The organism is Metabacillus indicus LMG 22858 (assembly GCF_000708755.2).
Lineage (GTDB): Bacteria > Bacillota > Bacilli > Bacillales > Bacillaceae > Bacillus_P > Bacillus_P indicus.
Window position 1 is genome coordinate 327,578 of record NZ_JGVU02000006.1, and the last position, 24,419, is coordinate 351,996.

Sequence of the window (24,419 nt, forward strand, 5' to 3'; positions counted from 1 at the left end):
TGGAAGTTAAATGTGCTTTTGCTGAAAGGCAGCGATGCTTGCATATTCTTCCTTCAGCAGCCTCGAAAGACGTATATAAATCGGTGCCAGTTCCTGATAAACGGCAGCGTTTTCGGGAATTGGCTTATGATGATGAGCAGCCCCCACCATGTCAGAGACAACATCAAGGGAAGATACATGCCCAAGGCCGTACAAGCCCAGAATAGCAGCTCCAAGGCATGAGCTTTCAAAGCTCTCCGGTACAGAAACCTCCTGGTTGAAAATATCGGCCATCATCTGGCGCCAAAGTTCAGACCTGGCGAATCCGCCTGTCGCCTGAATGCTTGCCGGCTCTCCGATCAATTCTTCGAGCGCGAGAAGAACAGTATACAGGTTGAAAATAATTCCTTCAAGTACAGAGCGTATCATGTGTTCTTTTTTATGGTGAAGAGAGAGGCCGAAGAATGATCCTCTTGCGTTTGCATCCCAAAGAGGCGCCCGCTCGCCTGCCAGATACGGATGAAAAAGCAGGCCGTCTGATCCGGGCTTTACTCGTGCCGCAATTTCTGTGAGTACTTCATACGGATCTCTTCCAAGCTGCTTTGCCAATTCTGTTTCTTCATGACCGAGCTGATCTCTAAGCCACCTGAAAATCATTCCTCCGTTATTGACCGGCCCCCCGATGACCCATTTGTCTTCAGTCAATGCGTAACAGAACGTTCTGCCCTTAGGATCTGTAACGGGCTTATCCGTCACGGTGCGGATAGCGCCGCTTGTTCCGATCGTCACAGCTGCAGCTCCCGGCTGAACGGCGTTTACGCCAAGGTTGGAAAGCACGCCGTCACTTGCTCCGACGACAAAAGGCGTATCACCATGAAGCCCCATAAGAGACGCATACTGAGCATCGAGTCCAGTCAGGGAAACCGTCGTGCCGACCGGCTCAGACAGGTGCTCTGCAGTAATTCCGGCAACTTCAAGAGCCTCCCTGTCCCAATTAAGCTCACGAAGATTGAACAGACCCGTAGCTGAAGCAATGGAATAGTCAACCACGTACCGCTTAAAGAGCTTGTAGAAAACATATTCTTTTATCGAGATAAACTTAAAGGTTTTCAGGAACAGCTCAGGACGGTCATGTCTGATCCAGGTGATTTTGGATAGCGGAGACATTGGATGCAGAGGGGTTCCCGTTCGAAGATAAATCTCATGCCCGTTCATTTCATCCTTAATTTTCTCCGTCCATTTTGCACTTCGGTTATCTGCCCATGTTATGCAATTTGTAAGAGGATTTCCCTCCGAGTCAACGGGAATGACGCTGTGCATCGCAGAACTGAACGAAACGAACAGAATATCCGATGGATGAACATTCCCACCTGAAATCACTTCACGGATGGTTGTTACAACCGCCTGAAAAATTTCTTCCGGATCCTGTTCTGCCGTCTCAGGGTCCGGGGAGTGCAGCGGATATTCAATCCCATGCGTAAAAACAATGGTTCCATCTGTTTTAAATAGAACGGACTTTGTACTTGTCGTTCCTATATCCGTGCCGATCATATATTTTTCTCTCACGTTTATTCCTCCCCTGCATTTCGTACGTACAGCGTTTTCATTTTACCTAAATGAAAAAGAAGATGCTTCTAAATAAGCCTCTTCCCTTTCCATTTATGCACGTAAACGCGTTAATCTTTATTTACAACAGCGTGGCCGCCAAATTCATTGCGCAAAGCTGCTACTACTTTTCCAGAGAACGTATCCTCATCAAGAGAACGGTATCTCATCATTAGAGAAAGGGCGATGATTGGCGTTGCCGTTTGAAGGTCAAGCGCTTCTTCAACTGTCCATTTCCCTTCGCCTGATGAGTGCATAACTCCTTTAATACCGTCAAGTTTCGAATCCTTGGAGAACGCATTCTGAGTAAGCTCCATCAGCCATGAGCGGATAACAGATCCGTTGTTCCAGACTCTTGCCACTTGCTCATAGTCAAAATCAAACGGGCTTTTCTCAAGCACTTCAAAGCCTTCTGCGATTGCCTGCATCATGCCGTATTCTACGCCGTTATGAACCATTTTCAAATAGTGGCCGCTTCCCGTTTCACCGGCATACAAGTAGCCATTTTCAACACAGATGTCTATGAACAGCTGCTCGATTGATGCGAAAACCTCTTTGTCTCCGCCGATCATTGTGCATGCGCCGCTGCGTGCGCCTTCCATGCCGCCGCTTGTGCCGACATCAAAGAAATGAACACCCTGTTCTTTCATTTCCTTCCCGCGCTTAACGGATTCTTTATAGTTTGAATTTCCGCCGTCAATGACAAGATCGCCTGGCTCAAGCAAACCTTTCAGCTCAGACAGTACATTTTCTGTAATCACACCTGCTGGAACCATCATCCAGATCTTTCTTGGCGCCTCAAGCTTTGAAACTAGTTCCTCAATGGAAGAAGCACCTTCTGCACCCATATTTGAAAGTTTGGCTACTGCTTCTGAATCAATATCAAAAGCAACAACCTCATGTTTATGATCCATTAAATTAAGTGAAAGATTATAACCCATCTTTCCAAGGCCAATTAAACCTACCTGCATCTTTGAAAACTCCTTTTTATCACATGTTATGTCCTATCCCTATTATACGAATTTTTTTTCGTTTAGCAATCGCTTCCAAGAAATTTTTTTTCACATTTCCTTTGTGCTATACTTTTTTTAGTACATGTAAGCGAGGTCATTTTATATGGGGCAAAATTGTCTAGGTAGCATCCGTTCTCATTATGCAAGGTTGAGTGAAAAAGAAAAAAAGATTGCTGATTTTATTTTGGAAAACCCCAAGGAAATTATTCATAGTACGATAAATGAAACAGCTGACCGGCTCGGTGTTGCAGAAGCGACCGTTTTCCGCTTTTGCAAGCGCATTGATTTTAAAGGCTATCAGGCGATGAAAATCGCTCTGGCTTCAGAGATTATGAGTCCGATCCAGCAAATACATGAGGAAATTAATGAAAACGATAATGAAAAAGCGGTTGCTGAAAAAGTGTTTCAATCCAACATCCGCACCCTTGAAAACACCCTGCAGATTTTAGATTTTTCATCTATTGAGAAAGCTGCCCGCATCCTTGCAGGCGCGAACCGCGTAGATTTTTACGGAACGGGGGGCTCTGCCATCATTGCGATGGATGCCTATCATAAATTTATCCGCACCGGCATTTCCGCCTATGCGTTTATTGATTCGCATTTTCAGCTGATGTCAGCCTCGCAGCTGACGAACAATGATGCAGCAGTCATCATTTCCCATTCAGGGACCAATAAAGACACGATTAAAATCATGAATACAGCGAGAAAGAACGGAGCAAAAACCATCGGGATCACAAGCTTCCCCAAATCCCCTGTCGGCCAGAATTCAGATGTTGCGCTGTTTACAAGCTCTGAAGAAACCGAATACAGGTCTGAAGCTCTCGCATCGAGAATCGGCCAGCTCAGTTTGATTGATGCGCTCTATGTAAACATGATGATTCAAAATAAAGAAAAGGCGAATCTGTCTCTTGAAAAAATCCGGAGTGCGATTTCTGAAACGAGAGTATAGCGGAAGGCGGAATACTCTGCATCGCGAAAATACACCGGAAACAGCACTGAAATAAGCAGCCTATTCCAGCACCGTTTCTGCGGTGTTTTTTTTTTTGCATAGTAAAATCTAAATGAGATCGAAGAGGCAATAGACGTATAGATTAATAGATTCATAGCACTCACTTTATACAGGTTAAATTTGACAATACCAGCATGGTATTTTACATTGTGAATAATTGGGAGAATGAAAGGGAGGCGAAAAAGATGGGATTTTTTCAGCGAATGTTCAAAAAAGTAGAGGATGTTAATCGCGGAGAAGCAGCAGCCGCTGAGCTGGAATCGGAAATGGTGCTGATCACAGAAGAGGATGCCTACGATTTTTGGATTCAAATGGCCCAAAATATTCTCGTAAATGCTGTCAACGCAACAGGTTCGACAGTAGATCGCGCCTTTGTCATTCTCGATTTTCGCACTGAGCCGTCGTTTGAGCTGTTTTATCAGCAAAACGGCTCACTTTTAATGTGGGATCAGCTCGAGAACATGACGATTACAGAAAAAATCCGGACACAGCTTCTGCCGCAGGCGCCTGACGCAGCGAATGCGATAAATGAAAACTTCATCGCAGCAGGACACGTCCCAATTGCGTATGCAGAGCTTCAGTTTGAATGGGCTACGAAAGCGTGGTTTTCCCACATCATATGGGCGGACGGCGAGCACGCTGATATTTCAAGGGATGAGCTTCTACAAAACTGGTTTGCCCGCATGGAAAAAGAAACCGAGAATGTGCCGCTCGACAGTGACCATAAGCTTTCTTGGTATCCGGAATGAAAGTGAACTCCACCACAATCAAAGCCCTCAGACGTCTGCCTGAGGGCTTTTCATTTTCAATGTATCCATAACCGTCAGACTGACAGTTTCTTTCCCCCTGACATAGCTCAGAGCATAAAGGACGGATGCAAGAAAAATCGATATTACTAAATAAATCATCCAGTAGATTGCCGTGCCGGCATACGAGATGCCGAGCACAAACGCAGCTGAAAACCAGAGCATAAGATGAAGAAGATGCTGCAGCTTATACCTTTTTTTCTCTAAAACAGCCGTAAAAAAGGACGCGCAGTATAAAGCAGCTATTGCGGCATAAATACCTGATACGATGATAACAGCAAACAGCATAACCGATCATTCCTTTCCTTACTGACTATTTTCGCACAGGCTGCAGAATCAATAAAGCAAGAACTTTCGTTACCCAGGTAACTAAAAGCTATGATATAATTACCTAGGTAACTATTTAAAAGGAGAACCAACACATGACCGCCGAACAGAACCTTTTTCACGCCATTCAGCAGCTGTCGAGGAAGCTGACAAACCGTTTAAATGAAACGCTCCAGCCTTTTGGCCTTTATAGCGCTCAATGGACCGTGCTATTTACCCTCAAAAAATCAGGAACTCTTACACAGACTGAGCTCTGTGACTATTTATCGATCGAAGCTCCTCCTATGACACGTACCATCCAGCGCCTCGTGAAACAGGGATATGTTATGCAGCTTCAGGGAGCTGATAAACGGACGAAGCACATCAAACTGACTGACAAAGCCATCCAGGATTATGAAAAATGGGAATCAGCAGTAGCTGAAATGGAGAAGGACCTTCTTTCGGGCATGCCGGAAAGCACTCAGGAGCCCCTCAGGACTTATATTCAGCAGTGGCTTCTCCACATAAGAAGCACAGAAAGGAAATGACCCGATGAACGAACAAAAACTATGGACCCGGAACTTTTTGTCCATTTCTATAAGCAGCTTTTTTCTTTTTTTGACGTTTTACTACCTGCTCGTGACCCTGCCCATTTATGCCATTCACGATTTAAACGGAGTACCTGCACAAGCCGGACTGATTGTGACCATTTTTCTGGTCGCAGCCATTGTAATCCGGCCATTTGCGGGAAAATGGATTGAACGGCACGGAAAACGGAAAGTGCTCCTTTCCTCCCTTTTGATTTTTTTAATAGGATCCCTGCTTTATTCTTCGATAAACTCAATGAACGGGCTCTTTGCGCTCAGGTTCCTGCACGGAATCGGCTTCGGAATGGCCACAACGGCTGCAGGAGCGATTGTGGCTGATATCATTCCTGAATCAAGGCGCGGAGAAGGGATGGGCTATTACGCCATGTCGATGAACCTTGCGATGGTCATAGGGCCGTTCCTTGGCTTAACCGCAATGGACCAATGGGGCACGGGAATTATGTTCAGCATCTGCATCTTTACAGCTGTTTTCTCCTTAGTGTCAGGATTGCTTATGACTCTTCCAAAGGATGCTGCGGATGGAAGCAAAGTCGTTCCGGCTGCCGGCCGCACAGGAATAAAGGGACTGTTTGAGCCCTCAGCCATCTCAATAGCGCTGGTTGCCGGGCTATTCGCTCTTGTATATGCATCCATCCTTTCCTTTGTCTCTGTCTATGCAAGGGAGATCGGCCTGATGCAGGCAGCCAGCTACTTCTTTGTTGTCTATGCTGTGGTCATGCTCATCGCACGGCCTTTTACAGGAAAATGGTTTGACCGCTATGGAGCAAATGTCATTATCTACCCTGCCATCCTGATTTTTGCGGCCGGAATGGTGCTTTTGAGTTTAGCCGGCACATCTGTGAGCTTTCTCATCGCTGCAGGCTTAATCGGCCTCGGATGGGGCACTCTGTTTCCAAGCTTCCAGACGATCGCCATCCAGTCCGCCGAGCCGAAAAAAAGAGGCCTTGCCACGGCGACTTTCTTATCCATTTTTGATATCGGGATTGGTGCAGGTTCATTTATTGTCGGTGTTCTGACAGCGAAGATTTCGTTTAGCACCTTGTATTTTGCCAGTTCGTTCTTCATTTTGGGATGCCTTGCTGTTTATTACTTGCTGCATGGGAGAAAGGAAGCTGCTTTGCATGCGGCAGCAATGGTAGAGACGGAAAAGCAAAGTGCATGAAAAGTCATTTTGATAAAGACCATAAAAGAGCCGGCTCACATAGAGCCGGCTCTTCAGTTTTCCAGCAAGTAGTTAATTCTCTTCTCCAAAAGCCCTTCTCCGCCATATCCCATCAGGACGTTAACGATTTCTCCGTCCCTGTTGATAAAATAGGTTGTCGGCACAGCCGCTACCCTGAATAGTGAAGCTGCTTCTCCCGTTTTATCCAGCAGGACAGGAAACGTAAAGCCATAATCTTTCGCAAACATATAGGCGCCTTCTTCTGAATCCTGGGCTGTTAGATTCACGGCGTATATTTTTACTTTCCCTTCATACTTCTTTGAAAGCATGACTAGCTCCGGAGCTTCCTGTTTGCACGGACCGCACCAGGAAGCCCAGAAATTGAGAACAATGGGCTGATCGTAAGGCGGTTTTAATAGATGCTCCTGCCCTTTCATATCTTTGAGTTTGATTTCAGGAGCAAGCGGATCTTTTGCAAGTGCAGGATGGTGGAATGCTAAGCAAAAACACAAAGAAAGCAGTAATACGATTATTTTTTCCAACGTATTTCCTCCCTTTTTAAAGCTAGCATTCTCCTTATCAAAAGGGCATATTCCTAAAAAGACAAGCGTACACATGAGATAGGATGGTTTTCTGAAAGGAGCGGCTGGTTTTGCTTTCTAAAACAAGTTCAGCAGTGGTGACTTTTCTTTTTTTAACTCTGTTTATCGCGATGATGGCCTATTTGGATACACCCCAGGCAAAAAGTGATGAAACTGTAACGTTTCCAATAGCTGCTGAAGAAGAGGATCAGGAGACAGCAGCTTGGGAATCGCAGCTTGTCACTGTTTATGAGGACAAAAAGATCGGGACGAAATGGGAAGACGGCTACCGTGTAGAAACGTATCAGGAATTTGAGGTAGTGAAAGACTCAGACGGGAAAACAGTAGATGTCAGGCCGACGGGGAATTACAGTTATTTGAAGTATAAAGGTGATGAGGAATAAGAAAAGGGCGTCCCGGCAGCTGGCCGGAACACCCTTTTTTGTTTGGGCAATAGACTGTTGGAACAGCATGAAATATTGAGTGCTCCATTAGTTCACAGCATTTATTTTTTGATGGCACTTATCATGATTTTGAGTACAATCAAAAACCGGAATCCATTTCTTGATGGCACCTATCATGCTTTTGAGTACCACCAAACTCAGAAACCCTTCTCTTGATGGCACTTATCTCGCTTACAGGTACCACCAAACTCAGAAATCCGTCTCTTGATGGCACTTATCCCGCTTACGAGTACCACCAAACTCAGAGATCCTTCTCTTGATGGCACTTATCTCGCTTACAAGTGCCACCAACCCCAGAAATCCTTCTCTTGATGGCACTTATCTCGCTTACAAGTGCCACCAAACTCAGAAACCCTTCTTTTGATGGCACTTATTCCGCATACAGGTACCACCAAACTCAGATATCCTTCTCTTGATGGCACTTATCTCGCTTACAAGTACCACCAAACTCAGAATTCCTTCTCTTGATGGCACTTATCCCGCTTACAAGTACCACCAAACTCAGAATTCCTTCTCTTGATGGCACTTATCCCGCTTACAAGTTCCACCAAACTCAGATATCCTTCTCTTGATGGTACTTATCTTTCTTACAAGTTCCACCAAACTCAGATATCCTTCTCTTTATGGCACTTACCTCGCTTACAAGTACCACCAAACTCAGATATCCTTCTCTTGATGGCACCATTCAAACCGCAAATCATTTCCCTCCGGTAAACGATATCCCCTTAATAAAGTACCGGTTAAAGAACGCATAAATCAGCAGAACCGGAAGCGTGAACACCATAGATGCGGCCATAATGTAATTCCAGTAGCTGACGTACTGACCCTTAAAGGTATTAAGTCCGAGCGGAAGGGTGAACATTTCAATGTCGGTCATGACGATCAGCGGTCTCATAAAGTCGTTCCATGAGCCCATGAACACGAAGATGGCCTGTGCTGCAAGGGCTGGTCTTGCGAGCGGAAGCACAATTTTAAAGAACGTGCCGAGTCTGCTGAGTCCGTCCATTTCTGCGGCTTCTTCAAGTTCTTTCGGAAAGTTGATGAAAAATTGTCTCATCATGAAAATGAATGTAGCATTGATCATCGCAGGGACAATCATGCCCTGATAGGAATTGAGCCAGCCAAGCTCTTTCAAAATCAGGTAGTTCGGGATCATTGTGACCTGAGCCGGAATCATCAGGACAGCCAGAATCATGATGAACAGAGCTTTTTTCCCCGGGAAACTGAGTCTTGCCAGCGCATAGCCTGCCATGGAGTTGAACAGGAGATTGAGTGCCGTTCCAACCACTGCAATCAGCACGCTGTTAAACATCCATCTTGGAAAGAGCTCCTGCTCGATGAAGATTTGTTTGTAATTATCGAGTGTAAAGTTTTTTGGAATAAAACTTAAGGTGCCGCTTACGATTTCCTGGAGTGTTTTAAAGGATGAAGACAGCGCCCACAGGAAAGGCACAAGTGTTGTGATGGCATAGAGAATCAAGATCGCATAGACAATGATCCGTCCGGCTCCAAGCTTTTTCTTCATGTTTCTCCCTCCTTAATATAGCGACTCTTCTTTTGAAAATTTTCTCTGAATCAGTGTGGCCACGAGGATGACGATGGCGAGCATGAGCACAAGCGCTGCTGCGTAGCCCATCGTTCCAAGATTTTTGAACGCATATTGATAGACTAATAGAACGACCGTCAGTGTGGAGTTGTCAGGTCCCCCTGATCCTCCTGAAAAAATATACGACTGGTCGAACAGCTGAAATGTTCCAATCAGACCCATGATGGCGACGAATGATGTAACAGGACGCAGCTGCGGGACAGTGATCTTCAAGAATTTCTGAATGGTATTTGCCCCGTCCAGTTCAGCGGCTTCATATAAGGAGTCCGGTATATCCTGCAGGGCTGCCAGGTAAATGACCATGAAAAACGGTGCAGTTGACCAGATATTCATGATCATAATCGCATTAAGCGCAATGTTCGGATCCCCGAGAAAGTTATATGTCGGAAGTCCGATAGCATCTAGCACGTTATTGATCAGCCCGTTTTTGTTGTACATCCACATAAAGATCAGCGTCAGTACGGCTGATGAAGTCAATGTCGGCAGGAAGTACACAATCCGGAAAAAAGTCTGTCCTTTCATGCCGGCATTTAGAGTAGCAGCCAAAATCAGAGCGAGGATCGTCTGGCAAGGCACCACAATGACAACGTACTTGAACGTATTCCAAAGGGCAATTTGCGCCCTCGTATCATCCAGAATGCGCGCGAAGTTTTCAAAGGCTACAAAATCATAGCTTGTTGTTCCAAGCAGCTGAACCTTATGGAACGACATGAATATGACGTAAAAAATCGGACCGATTATAAACAGCAGCAGGACAAAAAGTGCAGGCGACATGAAGAAGTAGCCCTGCCCCGCTTCTCTTACTGTTCGTTTTGAAAGGTATTTCATTTGCTGGCCACGCTCCCTGTGCAACGGATTGCTGCACAGCCTCTTTCCATTGAAGCCATAACTTCAGCAGAAAGAAGCCGTGCAGATTTTTTAAAGGGAGAAAGGAAGATCACGCTTCCCATTCTCCCGATTCAGCAGTTTATTTTGAGTCAATCTCGCTGTTTGCCTGTTTTTCCGCTTCTTTCAAAGCCTCTTCAAGCGGCCGGTCTCCAAGGAAAGCACTCAAAAACTGGTTGTTGAAGTTGTTCATGATGATTGGCAGATTAGAACCCTCTGACCAGACAGTCGCATAGGATGCCCCGGCAACAAGAGGTCCTCTTAGTTCGTCTTGATCATAGCCAAGCTTTTCAGCCACTGATTTACGTGTAGGCAGTGCATAGCCTTTACTTGTCCACGTTTCCATTCCTTCTTTTCCTGTCAGATAAGAAAGCAGTTCCCATGAAGCTTCTTTCTTTTCAGAAGCAGCATTCATGACATAAGCAACACTGTAAGCCATAGTTGATTTTTCACCATTGATGGAAGGCAGCTCTGCTGTTCCGTATTCTACATCCGGGAATGTATCAGCAAGAAACGGAATCGCCCAGTTTCCTTCAATGACCATAGCAGCTTTCTGCTGGCCGAATACTTCTCCGCCCCAAGTTGCGCCGACCTCTTTAGGTTCAACGGCCGACTTGTCGACATTGTGCATATCAATGACAGGTTTTAATGCTTCTGCCACTTCATCTGATGCAAAGTTTGCCTGGCCGTCTTTTACCACATCTCCGCCGAGGGACTCAGCCACCCAGAACTGGCGTGCAAGCTCAGGTGCAACCCCGAAACCGTACTGTCCGTCTTTTGTAAGCTTTTTAGCTGCCTCGCGGAATTCATCCCACGTCTGCGGTACTTCTACACCCGCATCAGCAAGCATTTTTTTGTTGTAAAATAACGCTAGAGTCGAGTAATCTTTTGGAAAACCGTACGTTTTGTCATCCGCAATAAACGCTTCAAGCAACGGCTTTTCAAAATCCTCTACATCGAAATCTTCTGTTACATACTCATCAAGAGGTTCAATTACGCCCGTTTCGATTAACGCAGGAGCTTCAAAAGCATCCAGGTAAAACACGTCCGGACCCTCTCCGCCAATTAGACGGGTTTTAATGACATCCATGTATTGCTCCGTAATAACCTCAAGTTTCACATCAATGTTCGGATGCTTCTCTTCAAAGTCAGCAATGGTCTGCTTTAAAAGCTTTTCTTCCGTCGGATTTCCTCCCCATCCGGCAAGTGTCACTTCTGTCTTTTCTCCGTCTGCCCCTTCTTTAGAAGCTCCGTCTGAACTGCACCCTGAGAGCACACCCGCCATCAGCATTGAAGCAATTCCAAGTCCCGCCATCCATTTTCTTGATTTCATGTCCTTTACCCCTTCCAATTTTTATGATCTAAAGGGGGTTCCCCCCCAGAAGATAATGGGTTATTTCTGTGCGAGCTGCTTAGATGTGTTAAGTTGAAATCCTGTCGTATTGTTAAGCACTTCGATTTTGTAATCTGTTCCGCTGCGTTTGATCGAAAGAGACAGTTTTCCCTTTCCGATTGCGAGATCATGTACTTCAAGTGAATTCATTGTTGGGAGCAGAACAGGTGAAAGCGTGATTTCTTCCTTTATGCTGTCCGGAAATAACCCGAGCAGAGATTGAATAAACACAAGCGGTGTTCCGGCTGCCCAGGCCTGAGGCGAGCAGGCAACAGGATATTTTACCGCCTTGCCTCCCTCGCTGCTGTAACCGCAGAACAGTTCAGGCAGACGGTCATATTCAAAGTGTGATGCCGCTTCGATCAAACCGTTTATGACTTTGGCTGTTTCCTGATGGAAGCCCGTTTTGCTCATTCCAAGCAGTGACATGCTGTTGTCATGAGGCCAGATGCTGCCGTCATGATAGCTCATCGGATTGTAGCCGGCTTCGCCTTCCGCCATTGTCCTAATGCCGTAGCCTGAGAACATTTTCGGCGACACAAGCATGTCTGTTACTGATTTTGCCCGGGTGTCGCTGAGCATGCCTGAAAACAGAACGTGACCGGGATTTGACGTAATCGTTCCTACCTGGTCTTTCTTTTCATCAAGAGCGATGGCATAGAACTGAACATCCTCCATCCAGAACGCTTCTTCAAATCTCTCTTTTAAAGCTGATGCCTGTCTGCGGAGAAGTTTTGCTTTTTCAGAAAGATTCATTTTTTCATAGATATCAGCAAGCCCTGTTTTCGCCTGATAGACGTAGCCCTGTACTTCTGAGAGAGCAATCGGCGTTTTCGCATACTCCCCGTCACGGTGAACAACTGAATCACCTGAATCCTTCCAGCCTTGATTGGCTATGCCCTTGCTTGACTCCTGATGATATTCAACAAACAGATCATCATCGCGGTCTCCGTATTCATTGATCCACATTAAAGCGTTCTCAATTGTCGTCTCAAGCGATTCAGCAAGTTCGAAATCTCCCGTCCATTTCACATATTCCGATAAGAGGATTAAAAACAGCGGTGTAGCGTCAACCGTTCCGTAATATGGGGTAAACGGGATTTGCCCTGTCGCTGCAAGCTCTCCAAACCGGATTTCATGCATGATTTTACCCGGCTGCTCATCTCTCCAAGGATCCAGATTCTTCCCTTGGTAGTGCGCCATTGTAAGAAGGGTGCCTTTTGCAATCTCTGCCTGGAAAGGAAGGATCTGAAGTGCGGCAATCAGGCTGTCACGTCCAAATGGAACGCCAAACCAAGGAAGTCCTGCTACCGGGAAAGGTCCAAACCCAACGTCTGTCAAAAGCACTCTCATATCATTCAGCCCGCGGTCAACCAGACGCTGCAGCGGTGCAAAATCAGTTTTCACTGTCGCTGTGCCGTCATTCCATTTTTCATATGAAGCTTCAAGCTTTTGAAGAGCGTCTTCTTTTTTCACCATCTTATTTCCGCTGATGTCGCCAATTTTCGGCTGTACGGCAAGTGTCACCGAATCTGATTCCCCGTGTGCCAGTTCAAATTCGAAAACAATGGTTCCGTCCTCTTCAGCGCGTATCGCTTGTTTATCCCAGGTAATGACCGTGCTGCGGTTTACATGGTCTGCGCCTTCATAGTGAAACGAAAGGGTGTTTTCCTCAACCTTTTGTCCGGTTCTTTTGCCAAGATCGCCGTTTTGGAATCCGCGGACAACAAACATGTCGAGAAAATCAACATCTGCATGCACACTGATTTCAAATTTTACCGGTTTCGGAAAGTAATTTTTCACTTTCACTTCCTCGTACAGCACATCATCGTAGATAAAACGGGAGCGCTCCATTTCAACGGATTCTCTCCACAGAATCAGCTCGCCGTCTTTTTCCATATGGGGATTCGTTAATAGAATGCTTGATTTGTAGTTTTTATCCGCTTCAGATGAGAGAAGGATAGGATCTTCGCCGTTGATTTTCAAGTCCAGTTTGCTCAGGAAGCGTGTGTCCTTTGTGTAAAGCCCTAAGCCGTACGGATGGTTTTCAGGTATATTCCCGCTTGTGTCTGTCAGCAGAAACAGGTCGTTTTCTTTAATCACTCTGTAATCCATGAATGTCCTCCTTGATGGTTCCGAAACGTTTTGGATTTCATGCAGCACTTCCCGAAACGTTTCGGTTTTTAGCAGTACCACGTAAGTGGCTTTTATTTTGCAGACTCTCTTATGATTAATTCTGTTTCAAGTGTAATAACTTGTGCATCGCTTTTTTCTTCAAGCATATCTATGAGTGCATTCGCTGCTTTGTAGCCGAGGTCAAACTTGTTCTGGGCAATGGTCGTCAGAGGAGGTGATGAATAGGCTGCAAGCAGAATGTTGTCGTACCCGATGACAGAAAGCTGTTCGGGCACGGAAAGTCCCACTGCTTTTGCACTTTTTATCACGCCGAGCGCCATAAGATCGCTTGCGCAAAAAATGGCTGTCAGTTCAGGGTGTTCTTTTAAAAGCATCGTTCCTGCTTCCTCTGCTTTTTCCTCCGTAAAGTCACCGCTCGCGATATACTGCCCGTTTACTTGAAGTCCAGCTTCCTGCAGGGCTTCCATATAGCCTTTAAGCCTTTGTTTACTGACATAAGCCTGATCATGGCCATTCACCAAGCCGATGTTTTTATGGCCGGATTGAATGAGATGCCGGACTGCCCGTTTTGCCCCGAGAACGTTGTCAGTTGTGACATAGCCCACGCTCTTTGATGAAATCGGGATATCAATCAGCATACACGGAATGTCGCTTTCTACAACTTCCTTTAAATAAGGGTCATCGATTTTCATCCCTTGAAGAATGACTCCGTCAACTCTTCGTTCCCTGCACAGCTGCGAGTACGTTTTCTCCCGCTGCTTTGTCGTTGTTGTACTGAAAAGCACCAGATCATAATCACGTTCTGAAATGCATTCATTTACGCCCGAGAGAACCTCAAAAGTGAAATTGTCTTTGGAGCTGACACGGTTCATGCCGGATACAAGCATCCCGATGGTTCTGGACTTTTTCATGACAAGTCCCCTAGCCAGTGTGTTCGGGCTGTAATTGAGCTGTTTGGCAATATCCATTATCTTTCGTCTTGTCTTTTCATTCACATCGGAATAGCCGTTCAGTGCCCGTGATACAGTCGTTACCGACACGCCTGCCGCTTTCGCAATGTCTTTTATCGTAGTCAAAATACTTTCCTCCAAAACGTTTCGGATGCCTTTGATAGTCATCTTACCCGATTATGATAACGTTTGCAAATGTTTTTTCTCTGAAATTTTTTTCAGGTTCTCCAATTGAATATCAGGTTTATAGTTACTAGCACTGTCAATTGATTAGGCACGTACATATAGTAGGAAGACTACTCTAAAGGAGAATATGAACCTATGAACAATCGGATGATAAATGGTCATTTTGATGGGGGCTCCCTGTTGCCGTGGACCTGCACAAATGCATCACCTGCAGCACCTTCTGCTGCCAAACTTCATGGCGGAACCGTCAACAGCAGCATCTCACAGTATGTAAAAGTTAATCCCGGAGAGACGCTCGAACTTCTTGTTGCCTTATCAGATGTTAGAGCTCCGCTTACAATTTCTGTTGTTTATTACAGCGCTTCGTACGCTTTCCTTGGTTACGGCCTTATCAAAAACATTCCCTTTAATGCCGGCAATAAAGGAACGATGAACGTTCGTGAAACCGTCTCTGCAGCACCAGCAGGTACAGCCCAGGCACTGATCTTAATCAACAAGCTGCCTCAGGCGGGCTCTTCAGATATCATTGTAACTGGCGTTGAACTGTTTTCAGGCGCAGAGGAAGAACCGATGGTTGTGGATATTTTCAAACTGATTCAGTTCAGGGCAATCAGTCATTAATAAAGAGCTGAAGGGATGCTTTCAGAATGAAAGAAAGGGATGAACCATCCCTTTCTTTTTATACATATCTTAAGCCAATCCTATTATTGAATGTCTGATTCTTATTTTTAAAAACAAAAAAGTTGTTTGCGAAGTCTATGGTCAGCTCGTGATCATAGGCTTCTTCAAAATCATGATCAACCAGGATGCTGAGTTTTTCCACTTCCAGTATTTTTTCATAGTCTGCCGGATCGCGTTTAGGGACAACTTTCATTTCATAAAGGGTATTGACGATGTCACAGCTGCCGCGGTCAAACGAGAGCTGAAGCATTTTGTCATCCGGTATGCTTTTAAGCTGCTCCTTCGCCCGGTCGGTTACAGTCATTAACATTACTCTTCCTCCTTCGGAACCAGGATTTCAATGTGCCGTTTTAAGTTGCCCACTTTCACAGGCAGCTTATCCCCTTCATCCCCGTCAACATTTGCAATCATTTCGTATGTAGAGGAAACATCTACCTCGGGAACTTTTAAATAAACAACCTGCTCGCTCTCTGCCAGATCCCCTGTCATCACTTTTGGGAGCAGCAGAAGAAATTGAGGCAAGGCCATATCTTTTATGATCAAGACGTGCAGTTTGCCGTCGTTGACCTTTGCTTCTGGCGCAATGGTTTCAAACCCGCCCACAGAATTCGTCAGGGCGATCAGCATGAGCAGCGCCTCTCCCTCCCACACGCCCTCTTCATGCTTGACGCGGAGTTCAAATGGCTGCTTTTCTTTCATTTTTTTTACCCCTTCGACAATGTAGGCGAGCGGACCAAGCTTTGTTTTTTGCTCAACAGGCGTGGAAAAGGACGCTTCAGCGAGAGCGCCGACAGCTACAATGTTGATAAAATAGCGGTCGTTTATTTTGCCTACATCTGTCCATCTAGAATGCTGCTTCTTCATCAAGCTGATTGCAGCTTCCGGATCTAGCGGGATATTCAGCGCCCTCGCAAAATCATTGACCGTACCAAGAGGGATAAGGCCGAACAGCGGTCTGTGCTCCTGTTCAGCTATTCCGTTGATCGCTTCATTAATTGTTCCGTCGCCGCCCATTGCCGCAATAAAATCAAGCCTCCGTTCGCAGGCTTCGCGTGCAAAATCTCTGGCGTCCCCTTCCCCCTCTGTTTCACGCAATTCCGTTTCATAGCCCATCTTTTTCATTGTTTCCAGGGCATATTCCGTGTATTCGGCCCCTTTTTCCTTGCCTGAAGATGGATTAACAATCAGCATCGCCTGCTTCAAACCCGATTCCCCCTTGAGTGTGTTCTTTTCTATGGCTTTACCCTTATTCTGTATTATTTGAACCTGTTAGATTGATGGATTGCTGTTTTTTTCTATAAAAAGAAAAAGCACTGCCAAGTCACATGGCAATGCTTTTAACCAGCAGCAATCCGTTCATAAATATCCCGAAGGTTCCGGCAGCCCTCTTTTTTCACATCTTCAATGTACCCGCACCAGAGTTTGGCTGTCATGATGGCATCTCCAAGGGCATGGTGCCGGTCAGTGACAGGAATTGACCGGTGTTCGCACAGGTCTTCGAGTCTGACAAAATCCGTGTGGGGTTCAGCAATCCGCTGAAGAAAGGAAGTATCGACGATCCGGTGCTTGAAGGGTGCCCGGAAATGCTTCCAGCTTGCGTGCTGCATGAACTTTTTTTCATGAGCTGAGTGATGCGCTACAAGCGTATCCCCTTTCACAAATTTAAAAAATTGAATGAGCGCTTCCTCAAGGGCCGGTGCCCCTTCCAATTCCGCTTCTGTAATACCCGTCAGCGTGCTGATTTCATCAGGAAGGCCGTTTTCGTGCCTGACAAGTGTATAAAACCGCTTTTCTTCGAGCATCTCGCTTCCCTTCACTTTCACCGCACCAATTGAAATGATTTCATTTCCCTGTTCAGGAAAAAAGCCTGTCGTTTCAATATCAAACACGACAGCGGAAAACTCTTCTAAAGGAACAGACATCACTTCCTCCGCCTTCATTTCCCGCTGGAGCTGCCTCAAAAAGGCAATCTGCTGGGAATTTTGCCCGCCCTGTGCCGTTCCGAAAACACTCGTCTGAAACTTGCCGTGCACTTCCCTGATAAAATGAATAAACGGATTGGATTTCATGAATGAACACCCTTTTCAATGATCACTTGAACGTAGTGATGCAGTTTCTTCCCGTTCTTCAGAATCGTTTTCAGCTCTTTCTTTTCCGCACGGGTAAGGTCCTGTACAGGCAGATAATGCACATCATCATACTCTTTAATTCTCTTTAAATTCGACATCCTGAACTGAAGCAATCTCAGAAAACTGTCTTTATAGATTTCAAGTTCATTTTTATATTCACCCTGCCGGGAAAGGCTGTTTATCCGCTCAAGGGTGGAGGATTCCATAATCCCTTCTTTAATGGCAAGAATTCTGACCGCATTGACATATGGAAGAAATGCCGCCTGTTTAATGTTCAAGCACCCCTGATAATGGCCGCTGCTTTCTGTAAAAATCTGTCCGAGCGGTCCGACAGACGGTTTGATGTGCATGATGGTATCCAAAAACCTTTGCAGAAGCTTTGGCGTTTTCTTTTGATAACTGTCTACTCTCCGCTTTAAGCGGACAAGCAGCTTATCCTCCCCCGCCATCGTTCTTGCATCAATGAAGATCTGCAGGTATCTCATCGATTCAAAGCTGACATCTTCCATCCATTTGTCGAGCTGTCCTTCATATCCTTCTGCTGACTTGCACCATAAAGGATTTGAGCTCATCACTCTCCCTTCGCAATAAGGGTAGCCTGCAGCATGAAGTCCGTCCGATAGTTCTTTTCCGAGAGCCAGAAAGTATTCCTCTTCAGCTGCACCGCTTTTTTCATACACCATTCCATGATCCTGATCGCTTACGGCCCCCTGCTCAAATCTCCCTGCACTCCCCATGACAAACCATGCATAGGGCGAAGGAGGATCCCCTTTCTCCTCCTTCACAATCTGCAGAGACCGTTCGAAAACCGTCCGCATTACCCGGTCATGAAACACATTCAGCGAATGCGCATCAGACATATGATTCTGAATCTCTTTCTCTCTCCACTCCTTGATTGACCCGTAGCTATCTCCCATGAACCGCACGTCCCTTTCGCTCCATTACGAGCTGATCTTATCCTCTTTTGATAAGAATACTTCAGGATAGCCGTAACTTCCATGCTCACTCATATCAAGACCCATAATTTCTTCTTCCTCTGTCACACGCAGACCGCCCATCAGCTTTTTTGCTGCGTAAAGAATGACAAACGAAACGATGAAGGCATATGCACCTGATACCCCGACGCCCATGACCTGAACGCCAAGCTGTTCAAAACCGCCGCCGTAAAAAAGTCCCGGCTTTCCTACTGTTGCAAGTTCAGGCGCTGCAAAAAATCCGGTTGAAATGGTTCCCCAAACACCCGCTGCCCCGTGAACGGATAAAGCAAAGATCGGATCGTCTATTCTTTTCTTTTCAAAAAATCTCACACTATAGAAAACTAGGATTCCGGCAACAAATCCGATTAGAACAGCTGCCCACGTTTCTACAAATGCACATGATGCGGTAATCGCGACAAGGCCGGCAAGTGCCCCGTTCAGCATCGTCGGGACATCTGATTTCCCGAGAACCGCCCATGAAACAAGCAGAGCAGCAACCGCGCCGGCAGCAGCCGCAAGGTTCGTATTCAGGGCTACATAGCCGAAAAAGCCATCTTCCACTCCGAGCGTACTAGCGGCATTAAAGCCGAACCAGCCAATCCACAGTACGAGCACACCAAGAGCCGTAAAGACCTGGTTGTGGCCGAAAATACTGTTGGCAGAGCCATCCTGATTAAATTTTCCGATACGGGGTTTTAACAGAATTGTAGCAGCTAAAGCAGCCATAGCACCTGTTAAATGAACAACTGTCGAACCGGCAAAGTCCTGCTTGCCATGCTCTGCTAGCCATCCGCCTCCCCAAATCCAGTGCGCAACTACAGGATACACCAGCGCCGAAAACAAAACCGTGAACACAAGATAAACCGAAAGCTTCGCGCGCTCAGCAAATCCGCCAAGAGCAATGGTGATCGCAATCCCTGCGAATGCAAGCTGAAAAAGAAAGAAAACAGATGAGGATAAATTCATCCCCTCAAGCTCATATCCTGAATAGAAAAAGTGTGATAAACCTACAAAGAAATTGCCGTTGTCACCGAAAATAAAACCGAATCCAACCGCCCAGAAAATAAGCGATGCAAGACCAAACGTAAAGATCGTTTTCCCTGCAATATGCCCTGCATTTTTCATCCTGGTTGAGCCTGCTTCAAGCAGAATAAACCCGCCCTGCATAAGTATGACAAGAATGGCACCAAGCACCACCCATAAACTGTTTAATAAATACACCGAATCCAATTGAATGTCCTCCTTGATGATTATTACCTTACATTACATGTTATTAAACATAACATAAAACTATTATTCTATATTCTATCTGAATATTAAATGTTGTCAACCAGTTTTCTGTAAATCATGTCACAAATCCTAACATTGATGAATCTGCCTATTTTTCATAACAGGAATTGTCCGGCTCCGCTTTCCTCATGGACATTTTTACCTTTTTAAGGTAAAATTATATTGTGAAGTTTTTCACATAATAATGGGAGGGTGTTGCACTGTGGCACAGGAAAAAATAAACCGTGTAGTGCTTGTAGGAACCGGATTTGTAGGATCAAGCTATGCGTTTGCTCTTATGAATCAGGGAATAGCAGATGAACTGATTCTTATTGACGCGAATGCCGAAAAAGCCCTTGGAGATGTCATGGACCTGAATCATGGAAAAGTCTTTGCACCGAATCCGACTGCCATCAGGCTCGGAGACTATGAAGATTGCAAACACGCAGACCTTGTTGTTATTTGTGCAGGCGCCAACCAGAAGAAAGGCGAAACACGCCTTGATCTTGTTTCAAAAAACCTGAAGATTTTTAAAGAAATTACCGAGAGTGTTATGAAATCAGGTTTTGACGGCATCTTTCTCGTTGCAACAAATCCCGTCGATATTCTCACATATGCCACATGGAAATACAGCGGACTGCCACAGGAGAAAGTGATTGGATCAGGAACCATTCTGGACACATCCCGCTTCCGCTACCTGCTTGGAGACTACTTTAAAATTGCGCCGAACAACGTCCACGCATACATCATAGGCGAGCACGGAGACAGCGAGCTGCCGGTTTACAGCACTGCGGACGTCGGAGGCATACCTGTTATGAAAATGATTGAACGGAACAGCACCTATAAAAAAGAAGACCTGGATGAGATCTTTAAAAATGTACGCGACGCAGCCTATCAGATTATCGAGAGAAAAGGCGCAACCTATTACGGCATTGCCATGGGCCTTGTCCGCATCACAAGAGCCATCTTTCATAACGAAAATTGTGTGCTCACCGTTTCTGCGCGTCTTGACGGACAATACGGCGAATCTGATGTGTACATCGGCGTACCCGCCGTTATTAACCGCGACGGCATCAGGGAAATCGTTGAGCTTGACTTAAGCGCAGACGAACAAAGCAAGTTCCGCCGCAGCGCAGGGGTGCTGAAAGAGATCCTGGCACCGTTTTGGCCGGGAGATGCACCGGATTAAGGAAAAAGAGAGTAAAACTGCAGCACTCCGGTTTATGGGAAGCCGGAGTGTTTTGAGTTGGAAAATGTGCTGTTTAGCAGATGGATGGAAGAGTCATAAGAGGCTTCGATTGTTACCTTTAGCTGCGGCGGAAAGGCATGGAGGGTCATAAGAGGCTTCGATTGTTACCTTTAGCTGCGGCGGAAAGGCATGAAGGGTCATTAGAGGCTTGGATTGTGACCTTCAGCTGCGGCGGAATTGTCTGAAAGGTCATAAGAGGCTTGGATTGTTACCTTCGGCTGCGGCGGAAAGGCATGAAGGGTCATTAGGGGCTTGGATTGTTACCTTCAGCTGCGGCGGAAACGGCTGAAGGGTCATAAGAGGTTTGGATTGTGACTTTCAGCTACGGCAAAAATATCTTAAGCGTCATATAGGCAACAGTTTGTGACCTTCATACATGATAAAGACCTCTGAAAGGTCATAAATTCCCAAAAGCACTTATTCCATTCAAAAAAACACGAACCCCCGCAAGGTCCGTGTTCTCACAATCTATCTGTCTCTTTTTTCTTTTACTCTTAATAAACGCAATCCGTTGGCTGTCACAAGCAGGGTTGCTCCCATGTCTGCGAAAATGGCGATCCAGAGGGTCAGCCAGCCTGGAATGACAAGAAGCAGCGCAAGGAGCTTAAGTCCGAGTGCGAACGCGATGTTCTGCTTGATGATGACGAGGGTTCTGCGGCTTAAGTCAATGGCAAACGGCAGCTTCTTCAAGTCATCTCCCATCAGCGCTACGTCCGCTGTTTCAAGCGCCGTATCGGTTCCGGCTCCGCCCATGGCTATTCCTACTGAGGCTGCTGCAAGCGCAGGAGCATCGTTTACTCCGTCACCGACCATAGCTGTCTTGCCATAGGACTGCTGCACATCTTTAACGGCTGTTAATTTATCTTCCGGAAGAAGGTCTGCTTTTATGTCCGAAACGCCGAGCTGCCTGCCCACCGCTTCAGCAGTTGCAGCATGGTCTCCCGTCAGCATCACAGTCTTGCTGATTCCAAGCTCCTTCAGCTGATCGATCACCCTGATGCTGCTTTCCCGCACCTCATCTGCTGCAGCTAAAAGAGCAAGCGGCCCTTTATCTGTACCCGCAAGCATAACGGTTTTTCCTTCTCTTTGCAGGGAGTGCATTCGTTCTGTCCATTTGGAATCCAGCTTGCCCGACTCTTCAAACAGTGAGGCATTCCCCACATAAATCCATTCGCCGTCAACTTTTCCTTTCAGTCCTTTCCCAGTGACAGACGTAAAGTCTTCGACCACCGGGGATTCAAACGGAAGATTGTAATCTCTTGCCTTCTTTAAAACGGCAGATGCAAGCGGATGCTGTGATTTGTTTTCAAGAGCGGCAATCTTTGTGAAAAATTCATCTTCAGAACGTCCTCCAGCAAGAACTTCAAAGTCCGTAACAGCGGGTGTTCCTTTAGTCAGGGTTCCTGTTTTATCAAAAGCCACAGCCTTAATGCTGCCAAGCTCTTCAAGGTAAATGCCGCCTTTTATCAGCACTCCGTTCCGGGCCGCATTGCCGATGGCCGTTACAATGGATACAGGTGTAGAAATAACGAGGGCGCACGGGCATCCTACCACTAAAACGGCAAGCCCCTGATAAATCCACGTTTCCCATGCACCGCCAAGAAATAATGGCGGAAGAACAGCAACCAACAACGCGACAGCCATAATGGCAGGCGTGTAATATTTCGCAAACTTATCAACAAATGCCTGTGAAGGGGCACGCTCAGCCTGAGCCTCTTCTACCAGATGAATGATTTTTGAAATAGCCGTATCTTCTGCAAGCTTCGTGACCTCAACCTCAAGAAATCCTTCTTCGTTCAGTGTCCCGGCAAACACATCTGCACCGGGGCTTTTTTCAGCTGGCATGGATTCACCGGTAATCGGAGCCTGGTTAACAGATGAAAAACCTTTTATAACCCTTCCGTCCATAGCAATCTTCTGTCCCGGTTTGACAATCATTAAATCTCCGACCTCAATATCATCAACCGATATCAGCGATTCCAGGCCATTTCTCCTAATCAGGGCTGTTTTCGGGGCTATTTCCATTAAAGAACGTATCGACCGGCGCGCCCTGTCCATTGAATAGGATTCAAGCGCTTCGCTGATGGCAAACAAGATGACAACAACCGCACCCTCACTCCACTCTCCAATGATTGCAGCACCAATAACAGCGATTGTCATCAGTGTTCTCATATCGAATTCAAGGCGCATCAGATTTTTAAATCCCGTGAGGAAAAGCGAATATCCCCCAATGATTATGGCAACCAGAAATGCCAGAATAGACGGCAGGCTTTCTTCTCCATATGCAAAAAGAGAATAGTACCCGAAAGCAATGAAGCCTATTGATGCGAGCAATGCCCCATGCTTTTTGATAAAAGGTTCTGCCGGTGTTTCCACAGCCCCTTTTTCAGGAAGTATTTTCAGGTGCTCAAACGCACCGGCTTTCTCGATTTCTTTTATACTGGCTGTTCCCATCACGGTCAGCTTGGCGGCACCGAAGTTCACTTTCGCATCCGTCACGCCGTCCAGCTCCTTGACGTTCCGCTCAAACTTCCCGGCGCAGCCCGCACATGTAAAACCTTGTACCCGGTACACATTCTTCTCGGCTGATTGTTCAGCTTCCATGGATGCTCATCTCCTCTTGATGAACAAAAGCAATCCGGATCTGCTGCAATACATGCTCATCATCCAATGAATAATAGACAAGTTTTCCTTCTTTCCGGAACTTTGCGAGACCGGAATTTTTCAAAAGCCGCAAATGGTGCGATGCGGTTGCTGTTGTTGTGCCGGTGATGGCGGCTGCATCACAGACACAAAGCTCCCCCTCTTCAAAAAGGGCACAGACAATTTTGAGTCTCGTTTCATCAGCCAGTGCTTTATAAATTCTCACAGCCCTTCCTGTATCCAGCTGTGCTGCTTTTCTTTTTGCCCGCTCCACCTTCTCAGAGTGAACACAGGTGATTTCACAAACATCCTGCAGATTCATTTTCATCACACCCCACATTCAAATCATTGTTTGAATAAAGTATATGCATGAATACATGAACAGTCAAACAATTATTTGAATGTTTGTATAAACAGAACATTTTTCCTATAATAAAGGAACAATCGCCCGGAGAAGGAGAATATCAATGTCTAATGAAAAACACGGGTCCTATCAGGACTTGGACGAAGAAACGCTGTTTATCGCATCGCAGACATTCAAAGCATTGTCCGATCCTACCAGACTCCGTATCTTAAATCTCCTGACACAGGGAGAACGCTCGGTCAATGAAATAGCTGAAACCTTATCTCTTCTGCAGTCAACCGTTTCCCACCAGCTCAGATTTTTAAAAAACCTGCGCCTGGTCAAATTCCGCAGAGAAGGCACCACCTTATTTTATTCACACGATGATGAACATGTTATCGGGCTTCTAAAACAGATGATTGAGCATGCGCAGCATTAA

24 protein-coding genes are annotated in these 24,419 nt (G+C 46.0%); 8 read left to right on the top strand and 16 right to left on the bottom strand.

The genetic code is table 11. The features are described 5' to 3' along the window. Positions 1-6 precede the first annotated feature (6 nt). Together gntK and gnd are read right to left on the bottom strand one after the other, a co-directional pair. The gene (gene gntK / locus AZ46_RS16110; protein WP_029284472.1) at positions 7-1,530 is read right to left on the bottom strand and encodes a gluconokinase; all 1,524 of its coding nucleotides are present in this window, start codon (positions 1,528-1,530) and stop codon (positions 7-9) included. A 125-nt stretch (positions 1,531-1,655) separates the two neighbouring features. Continuing rightward, positions 1,656-2,555 (bottom strand): phosphogluconate dehydrogenase (NAD(+)-dependent, decarboxylating), encoded by a 900-nt coding sequence (gnd, locus tag AZ46_RS16115; RefSeq protein WP_029284474.1) that lies wholly within the window; start codon positions 2,553-2,555, stop codon positions 1,656-1,658. A gap of 145 nt (positions 2,556-2,700) precedes the next feature. Here gnd and AZ46_RS16120 point away from each other — a divergent pair, with 145 nt between their 5' ends. After that, on the top strand, positions 2,701-3,546 hold the full coding sequence (locus tag AZ46_RS16120; RefSeq protein WP_029284476.1) for a MurR/RpiR family transcriptional regulator: 846 nt from the start codon (positions 2,701-2,703) through the stop codon (positions 3,544-3,546). Between the two features lie 245 nt (positions 3,547-3,791). Continuing rightward, the gene (locus tag AZ46_RS16125) at positions 3,792-4,355 is read left to right on the top strand and encodes a hypothetical protein (protein WP_029284478.1); all 564 of its coding nucleotides are present in this window, start codon (positions 3,792-3,794) and stop codon (positions 4,353-4,355) included. Positions 4,356-4,382: 27 nt separating this feature from the next. Here AZ46_RS16125 and AZ46_RS16130 read toward each other — a convergent pair whose 3' ends face one another. After that, positions 4,383-4,700 (bottom strand): hypothetical protein, encoded by a 318-nt coding sequence (locus AZ46_RS16130; protein ID WP_029284480.1) that lies wholly within the window; start codon positions 4,698-4,700, stop codon positions 4,383-4,385. A gap of 134 nt (positions 4,701-4,834) precedes the next feature. On the opposite strand from AZ46_RS16130, the gene AZ46_RS16135 reads away from it, so the two are divergent. Both AZ46_RS16135 and AZ46_RS16140 read left to right on the top strand, forming a co-directional pair. Next, positions 4,835-5,266: a MarR family winged helix-turn-helix transcriptional regulator gene (locus AZ46_RS16135; protein WP_035319422.1), complete on the top strand. Its 432-nt coding sequence runs from the start codon at positions 4,835-4,837 to the stop codon at positions 5,264-5,266. Positions 5,267-5,270: 4 nt separating this feature from the next. Continuing rightward, positions 5,271-6,488: an MFS transporter gene (locus AZ46_RS16140; RefSeq protein ID WP_029284484.1), complete on the top strand. Its 1,218-nt coding sequence runs from the start codon at positions 5,271-5,273 to the stop codon at positions 6,486-6,488. A gap of 53 nt (positions 6,489-6,541) precedes the next feature. Here the strand turns inward: AZ46_RS16140 and AZ46_RS16145 are convergent, their stop codons facing one another. Continuing rightward, positions 6,542-7,030, bottom strand: coding sequence for a TlpA family protein disulfide reductase (locus AZ46_RS16145; RefSeq protein WP_051827314.1), 489 nt, complete (start codon positions 7,028-7,030; stop codon positions 6,542-6,544). A gap of 110 nt (positions 7,031-7,140) precedes the next feature. Here AZ46_RS16145 and AZ46_RS16150 point away from each other — a divergent pair, with 110 nt between their 5' ends. Then, the gene (locus tag AZ46_RS16150) at positions 7,141-7,473 is read left to right on the top strand and encodes a hypothetical protein (protein WP_029284488.1); all 333 of its coding nucleotides are present in this window, start codon (positions 7,141-7,143) and stop codon (positions 7,471-7,473) included. Positions 7,474-8,230: 757 nt separating this feature from the next. Here AZ46_RS16150 and AZ46_RS16155 read toward each other — a convergent pair. From AZ46_RS16155 to AZ46_RS16175, 5 genes are all read right to left on the bottom strand, one after another. Beyond that, entirely contained in the window at positions 8,231-9,058 is an 828-nt protein-coding gene (locus tag AZ46_RS16155) for a carbohydrate ABC transporter permease (RefSeq protein ID WP_029284490.1), read from the bottom strand. A gap of 12 nt (positions 9,059-9,070) precedes the next feature. Continuing rightward, positions 9,071-9,967 (bottom strand): carbohydrate ABC transporter permease, encoded by an 897-nt coding sequence (locus tag AZ46_RS16160; protein WP_029284492.1) that lies wholly within the window; start codon positions 9,965-9,967, stop codon positions 9,071-9,073. Positions 9,968-10,106: 139 nt separating this feature from the next. Beyond that, on the bottom strand, positions 10,107-11,357 hold the full coding sequence (locus tag AZ46_RS16165; protein ID WP_029284494.1) for an ABC transporter substrate-binding protein: 1,251 nt from the start codon (positions 11,355-11,357) through the stop codon (positions 10,107-10,109). A 60-nt stretch (positions 11,358-11,417) separates the two neighbouring features. Further along, the gene (locus tag AZ46_RS16170) at positions 11,418-13,532 is read right to left on the bottom strand and encodes an amylo-alpha-1,6-glucosidase (protein ID WP_029284496.1); all 2,115 of its coding nucleotides are present in this window, start codon (positions 13,530-13,532) and stop codon (positions 11,418-11,420) included. A gap of 92 nt (positions 13,533-13,624) precedes the next feature. Next, on the bottom strand, positions 13,625-14,629 hold the full coding sequence (locus tag AZ46_RS16175) for a LacI family DNA-binding transcriptional regulator (RefSeq protein ID WP_029284498.1): 1,005 nt from the start codon (positions 14,627-14,629) through the stop codon (positions 13,625-13,627). 195 nt (positions 14,630-14,824) lie between these two features. On the opposite strand from AZ46_RS16175, the gene AZ46_RS16180 reads away from it, so the two are divergent. Next, positions 14,825-15,310 (top strand): NTTRR-F1 domain, encoded by a 486-nt coding sequence (locus tag AZ46_RS16180; protein ID WP_029284500.1) that lies wholly within the window; start codon positions 14,825-14,827, stop codon positions 15,308-15,310. A 58-nt stretch (positions 15,311-15,368) separates the two neighbouring features. Here the strand turns inward: AZ46_RS16180 and AZ46_RS16185 are convergent, their stop codons facing one another. The 5 genes from AZ46_RS16185 to AZ46_RS16205 form a co-directional block, all read right to left on the bottom strand. After that, positions 15,369-15,680 carry an iron-sulfur cluster biosynthesis family protein gene (locus AZ46_RS16185; protein WP_029284502.1) on the bottom strand — a complete coding sequence of 104 codons (312 nt, stop codon included), beginning with the start codon at positions 15,678-15,680 and terminating at the stop codon, positions 15,369-15,371. Beyond that, positions 15,680-16,573, bottom strand: a complete 894-nt coding sequence (locus AZ46_RS16190) for a diacylglycerol/lipid kinase family protein (protein WP_029284504.1) — start codon at positions 16,571-16,573, stop codon at positions 15,680-15,682. Before AZ46_RS16190 ends, AZ46_RS16185 begins: the two co-directional genes overlap by 1 nt. 134 nt (positions 16,574-16,707) lie before the next feature. Further along, a complete protein-coding gene (locus AZ46_RS16195; RefSeq protein WP_029284506.1) occupies positions 16,708-17,439 on the bottom strand; it encodes an exonuclease domain-containing protein in 732 nt (243 codons plus the stop codon). Further along, positions 17,436-18,416: a DUF294 nucleotidyltransferase-like domain-containing protein gene (locus AZ46_RS16200; RefSeq protein ID WP_029284508.1), complete on the bottom strand. Its 981-nt coding sequence runs from the start codon at positions 18,414-18,416 to the stop codon at positions 17,436-17,438. Before AZ46_RS16200 ends, AZ46_RS16195 begins: the two co-directional genes overlap by 4 nt. A gap of 24 nt (positions 18,417-18,440) precedes the next feature. After that, positions 18,441-19,706, bottom strand: coding sequence for an ammonium transporter (locus AZ46_RS16205; protein WP_029284510.1), 1,266 nt, complete (start codon positions 19,704-19,706; stop codon positions 18,441-18,443). A gap of 262 nt (positions 19,707-19,968) precedes the next feature. Between AZ46_RS16205 and AZ46_RS16210 the strand changes: the two genes are divergently transcribed. Then, positions 19,969-20,934: an L-lactate dehydrogenase gene (locus tag AZ46_RS16210; protein WP_029284512.1), complete on the top strand. Its 966-nt coding sequence runs from the start codon at positions 19,969-19,971 to the stop codon at positions 20,932-20,934. Positions 20,935-21,462: 528 nt separating this feature from the next. Here the strand turns inward: AZ46_RS16210 and AZ46_RS16215 are convergent. Next, positions 21,463-23,598: a heavy metal translocating P-type ATPase gene (locus tag AZ46_RS16215; RefSeq protein ID WP_029284514.1), complete on the bottom strand. Its 2,136-nt coding sequence runs from the start codon at positions 23,596-23,598 to the stop codon at positions 21,463-21,465. Further along, the gene (locus AZ46_RS16220) at positions 23,588-23,959 is read right to left on the bottom strand and encodes an ArsR/SmtB family transcription factor (RefSeq protein ID WP_029284516.1); all 372 of its coding nucleotides are present in this window, start codon (positions 23,957-23,959) and stop codon (positions 23,588-23,590) included. Before AZ46_RS16220 ends, AZ46_RS16215 begins: the two co-directional genes overlap by 11 nt. A 145-nt stretch (positions 23,960-24,104) precedes the next feature. Here AZ46_RS16220 and AZ46_RS16225 point away from each other — a divergent pair, with 145 nt between their 5' ends. Next, positions 24,105-24,419, top strand: a complete 315-nt coding sequence (locus tag AZ46_RS16225) for an ArsR/SmtB family transcription factor (RefSeq protein ID WP_029284518.1) — start codon at positions 24,105-24,107, stop codon at positions 24,417-24,419.

What these genes read in the sequence shown, in the direction of transcription:
- AZ46_RS16140 (WP_029284484.1), top strand. Translation starts at nt 5,271, where the DNA reads ATGAACGAACAAAAACTATGGACCCGGAACTTTTTGTCCATTTCTATA.
- AZ46_RS16165 (WP_029284494.1), bottom strand. Translation starts at nt 11,357, where the DNA reads ATGAAATCAAGAAAATGGATGGCGGGACTTGGAATTGCTTCAATGCTG.
- AZ46_RS16220 (WP_029284516.1), bottom strand. Translation starts at nt 23,959, where the DNA reads ATGAATCTGCAGGATGTTTGTGAAATCACCTGTGTTCACTCTGAGAAG.
- AZ46_RS16160 (WP_029284492.1), bottom strand. Translation starts at nt 9,967, where the DNA reads ATGAAATACCTTTCAAAACGAACAGTAAGAGAAGCGGGGCAGGGCTAC.
- AZ46_RS16225 (WP_029284518.1), top strand. Translation starts at nt 24,105, where the DNA reads ATGTCTAATGAAAAACACGGGTCCTATCAGGACTTGGACGAAGAAACG.
- AZ46_RS16200 (WP_029284508.1), bottom strand. Translation starts at nt 18,416, where the DNA reads ATGGGAGATAGCTACGGGTCAATCAAGGAGTGGAGAGAGAAAGAGATT.
- AZ46_RS16125 (WP_029284478.1), top strand. Translation starts at nt 3,792, where the DNA reads ATGGGATTTTTTCAGCGAATGTTCAAAAAAGTAGAGGATGTTAATCGC.
- AZ46_RS16135 (WP_035319422.1), top strand. Translation starts at nt 4,835, where the DNA reads ATGACCGCCGAACAGAACCTTTTTCACGCCATTCAGCAGCTGTCGAGG.
- gntK (WP_029284472.1), bottom strand. Translation starts at nt 1,530, where the DNA reads ATGATCGGCACGGATATAGGAACGACAAGTACAAAGTCCGTTCTATTT.
- AZ46_RS16180 (WP_029284500.1), top strand. Translation starts at nt 14,825, where the DNA reads ATGAACAATCGGATGATAAATGGTCATTTTGATGGGGGCTCCCTGTTG.
- AZ46_RS16185 (WP_029284502.1), bottom strand. Translation starts at nt 15,680, where the DNA reads ATGTTAATGACTGTAACCGACCGGGCGAAGGAGCAGCTTAAAAGCATA.
- AZ46_RS16120 (WP_029284476.1), top strand. Translation starts at nt 2,701, where the DNA reads ATGGGGCAAAATTGTCTAGGTAGCATCCGTTCTCATTATGCAAGGTTG.
- AZ46_RS16155 (WP_029284490.1), bottom strand. Translation starts at nt 9,058, where the DNA reads ATGAAGAAAAAGCTTGGAGCCGGACGGATCATTGTCTATGCGATCTTG.
- AZ46_RS16130 (WP_029284480.1), bottom strand. Translation starts at nt 4,700, where the DNA reads ATGCTGTTTGCTGTTATCATCGTATCAGGTATTTATGCCGCAATAGCT.
- gnd (WP_029284474.1), bottom strand. Translation starts at nt 2,555, where the DNA reads ATGCAGGTAGGTTTAATTGGCCTTGGAAAGATGGGTTATAATCTTTCA.
- AZ46_RS16195 (WP_029284506.1), bottom strand. Translation starts at nt 17,439, where the DNA reads ATGAAATCCAATCCGTTTATTCATTTTATCAGGGAAGTGCACGGCAAG.
- AZ46_RS16215 (WP_029284514.1), bottom strand. Translation starts at nt 23,598, where the DNA reads ATGGAAGCTGAACAATCAGCCGAGAAGAATGTGTACCGGGTACAAGGT.
- AZ46_RS16170 (WP_029284496.1), bottom strand. Translation starts at nt 13,532, where the DNA reads ATGGATTACAGAGTGATTAAAGAAAACGACCTGTTTCTGCTGACAGAC.